Origin of the sequence: Sphaerospermopsis aphanizomenoides BCCUSP55 (assembly GCF_001586785.1) — a bacterium.
GTDB classification, from domain to species: domain Bacteria; phylum Cyanobacteriota; class Cyanobacteriia; order Cyanobacteriales; family Nostocaceae; genus Sphaerospermopsis_A; species Sphaerospermopsis_A aphanizomenoides_A.
Window position 1 is genome coordinate 1 of record NZ_LUFH02000232.1, and the last position, 826, is coordinate 826.

The window sequence follows — 826 nt, forward strand, 5'->3', positions numbered from 1 at the left end:
GCCTGTACATTAGCGCCACAACTAGGACAGGTAGTGGTAGTTGGCACTGGTGTGTAGCAAGCTTCGCACTGAACAGCAGCGTCTGGATTAGGATGAGTGCAATTTGGACAAATGATCATTAATTTAAGCCTTGGTCACTGTAAATACAATAGTTAAGATGGGGAATCAGAGTTGTGAACCAGCAGCTGCATCTAGTAGCCATAATAATTCCCCTTGAGGTTTAATCAAGCGAGATGGATAGGTAAAATCATCCGCTACTTCAGCAAATACCTGGGATAAGGCAGGTCTTTTATTAGCACCAGCAGCTAAAAAGATCACACTTCTGGCAGCATTAATTAGGGGATAGGTGAAGGTAATACGTGGATTACCGTCCTTATTGCCCACAGTAATCAGGCGATCGCGCACTTGTAGAGCTTCCGTATGAGGTAAGAGGGAGGCGGTGTGTGCATCATCACCCATACCTAGAAGGACCACATCCAAGGAAGGAAAGGTTCCCGGTGATCAATGGAAGAATTCTTGTAGATGCTGTTCATACCTATTAGCATCTGCGACTGGATTGCCAGATAAGGTAGGTATGGCGTGAATATTAGTCTGTGGAATGGGAACCCTATTTAACCAGGTAATACGCGCCATTAATTCATTACTATCAGGGTGCTTGGATGGTACATAACGTTTATCACCCCAAAAAACATGAATTTTATCCCAGTCTAGATTCAAAGAGCCTATTGCTTCATATAAAGGTTTTGGTGTACTACCACCAGACAAAGCAATAGTAAATTGTCCTCGTTCTTGAATAGCAGTTGCCAAACTGGATAATATTGCATCC

Annotated in this window: 1 protein-coding gene and 1 pseudogene; both read right to left on the reverse strand. The window is 43.2% G+C overall.

The genetic code is table 11. The annotated features are described in order from the left end of the window. Positions 1-119 (reverse strand): double zinc ribbon domain-containing protein (locus A0J48_RS26465; RefSeq protein ID WP_200327549.1); only part of this gene is annotated, 119 nt, incomplete at its 3' end. A gap of 46 nt (positions 120-165) precedes the next feature. After that, positions 166-826, reverse strand: a pseudogene (gene pgl, locus A0J48_RS26470) (6-phosphogluconolactonase); the annotation flags it as partial.